Origin of the sequence: Endozoicomonas sp. ONNA2 (assembly GCF_024606365.1) — a bacterium.
In the GTDB taxonomy this organism is placed as follows: domain Bacteria; phylum Pseudomonadota; class Gammaproteobacteria; order Pseudomonadales; family Endozoicomonadaceae; genus Endozoicomonas.
The window spans coordinates 1-3,071 of record NZ_JAHHPO010000784.1 but is presented as its reverse complement, the minus strand read 5'-3'; the positions used below and the strand labels follow the sequence as shown (position 1 = coordinate 3,071).

Genomic DNA, 3,071 nt, shown 5'->3' with positions numbered 1-3,071 from the left:
GATTGAGGTTGTTCCCGGTCAAGCTGAACGATATACCACCCCGGTCAATGCTGTTCATCCTGACATTGCCATCCAGGGTAAAGCTATCGAGCTGAAGCTGCAGCTTGTCTACGCTGAGACTTGTACCATTAGCGCTGAAATGACTGTCAAACGATAACCGGTTCAAGGCTTTTGGGTCCGTCATGGGAGGAAGCTGAACCTTGATCTGGTTCAGCAGATTGGCAAGGTTAAACTCGGCAACCCCCAGGTTGCCCTTAATCAGCATGGGCGTTTGCTGATATTGAACATGACCCACAATGCTCAGGCTTTCACCTTTTTTCACATCCGGCGTAGCACTGACCTTAAGGTTTTGAATGTCATAACGACCCGCTTCAAAATTAAACGTCATTTTGCCACTGATCTGTGAATTTACCACCAGATCAGGAATGGTGATGTGGGCTTTTAATTGAAAATCAAACGGCTGCTGATCGCGGATGGCTCCTGTGGTTAAACTGGCCTGGTCAATAATGTATTTCTGCCCACCAATCTGGTCGTCGTAGCTGATCAACAGGCCACTGACATTGACACTGGCAATATCCAGTATTATTGGCGCTGAGGCTGGTTCAGGCACAGGGGTTGGCTCCTCTCCCCCGGGTGTTGGATGTTCAGTGGGCTTTGGCGCACTGACCTGCCAGTTGCCCTTGCCTTTGCTATTCTTGACCAGCGTTAATTCCAGCCCTTTCAGCTCAAAGGTCTGCATTTCAATGCGTTTACTGATTAAGGGAATCAACTTCACACTGACTCTGGCAGAGTCCAGTTGCGCCAGTTGTGAATTATTGGCCCCTGCGACGCTGACAGCCTCAAGCGCAAGGCCAACCCGGGGGAATATTGACCAGCCAATGGGCCCGTTGATACTGACTTTCAGTCCCGACTGGTCATAGACAAGCCGGGTGATTTCATCACGATACTGGTTGGGGTCGATAATGCGTGGCAGCAGTGTTGCCGCGATAACACCCAGCAAAACCACCGCCGCCAGCAGCACGGCAATGAACTTGAGAATGCGTTTCATGGGAAACCTCAGGATCTGTGCAGGAGTGATTACCTATCTTACCCTGATACTTAAGGTCATCAAGGGTAAAACAGGTGTATAGCTGGAAGGGGAGCAGAATCAGAGGCTGGCAATTTGCAGCTTTTTCAGGGATGCCACCGGACGGGTCCATGGATGAAGTATCAGGGCAATGTTTTTCATTGCCGGAGACTTGAGCGCCCTCATGGCCTCCTTACTGCTTCTGTATTGTCCCTGAACCAGAACATACCAGTCCTTCTGGTTGCGCTTGACATGAACAGTGACCGCTGAAGCCAGCTCCGGGAAGCGCCGTTTCAACTTGTCAATTGTCTGCCAATTACTGGCTGCGAACCACTGAATCGTATAACTGTCGTCAGGGCTGTTCAGCAGTGCATTGACATGGCTGTGATTGTCAGGTTGTTCTATGTTGTTATCCTGCTGATGACCCGTCTGGGCAGGTTGGTCGCTGTTGGGCATCGCATGGACAACCGTTTGTTGATGCATTGTTGGCGTGCCGAAGTCGTGAGAGTCGTGAGAGTTCCTTAACCTTGCCTTCTCAGGCTGTCGGTCAAGATCTTCACGATGGACAATATATGTCTTGTCACCGGGGTCGTCCTGGTTAGTCCAATGCCGTTTATTAGCGGAGGGTTCGATCCGCTCGGTCACGGGATTAGCCCACGCACGTGCAGCCTGCCGGGTTGAGCCGACCAGAGACTGCAAATAAGCAACCTGTCTGACTTTTGGCGAGAAACGTGCTGACACTCTTGATAGTGAGGGGGTGAGCAGAGCGTCCAGAGCCTCTGAACGATTCACAAAAAGCATACTGACCAGGGCATAGCGACTCCTGCTGTTTCTCTGGTAATGGATGATCTGGGTATTTTGCAATTCGCTGTAACGAAGTCTTGCTCTTTCAAGCGATGCTTTCCTGTTGGCATTCATCCATTCAATCGTATAACTCTTTGGATTGGCAGTCAGAACATTGATTGAATGACGGGGCTGTTCCGGCTCGTCATAACTACGGGGTTTCCTGTATTCAGGAGCCGGTGAAACAGCTTGATTCTGCGCGTTGTAGTCAACACTCGCCGGAGTGTGTTGCTGAGGAATACTACTGCGATAGGCCGGTGAGATACTGACATACATTTCCTGAGGATTCGCCTGCTCTGGCAGAACCCGATAGTTTTGATCAATAGACAAGCCTGAGTATGCCATGCCCTCGAACTCACTGCCGTAAGGTACCCTGTCAGCAGATTGTCGTTTATCATAAGCTGCCTGAGCCGGTGGGTAGCCATTATTACGGGGGATTACCGACGTTTCTGACTGTGTTTGTTGAGCATAATGGGGTTGGTATTGTGTACGTTGATGCTTTTGCTCCGTACCATCAGCAACTGTCGTACTATAGGAAATATCATAATTGATTGGCGCATTATTGCTGCCGCCCATGGATGGCTCTGGAGGATATTCTGGCTGATTGCCTTGTGCCAGCTGTTCCACCGGGTATTTCGGCCTGTTAATATCCAGTTTATGAATACTGGCCAACGATCTTGTCCAGGGGTAAAGCTCTCTGGCCATATGGGACCTGGGCGGTGAATCCAGTGCCGCCATGGCGGCAATATGGCTTGGGTATGGGCCATCCAGAAGCACATACCAGACTGTGCCTGATCTTTGGTATTCAGCAATGGTCGCGTCTTTTAATACCTGGTAGCGCTGCTTTAGCGCCTCCAGCTGTTGACGCTCTTTTGCTGCCATCCATTGAAGCACGTAATGGTCCCTCGGAGCATCCAGAATGCTTGCCAATGATGCTGAGTTTCGAGCTTCAATGGATGATAATGAATTCCTGGATTCAGCATAAAGCTTTTGTGCATCAGGCTGCTGTCTGGAGTAGTCGGCATATTGTGGAGCAGGCTCAGTTTTATAAACTTGTCTGCTTATGCCGTTGCATAGCCAGTCATTATTAATGCCTGACTGGCAATTCCAGGTGATATTCGAAGCCAGAGGTTTTGGCGGCAATACAAGGCTCTCTGCAACA

General features: G+C 50.1%; 2 protein-coding genes. Both read right to left on the bottom strand.

Annotated features, from left to right (window positions below; genetic code table 11):
• Positions 1-1,048, bottom strand: a 1,048-nt coding sequence (locus KDK14_RS13965) for an AsmA family protein (RefSeq protein ID WP_257265785.1), incomplete at its 3' end; no start/stop codon positions are given.
• Between the two features lie 99 nt (positions 1,049-1,147).
• A partial coding sequence (locus KDK14_RS13960; protein WP_257265784.1) for an SPOR domain-containing protein occupies positions 1,148-3,071 on the bottom strand: 1,924 nt, incomplete at its 5' end.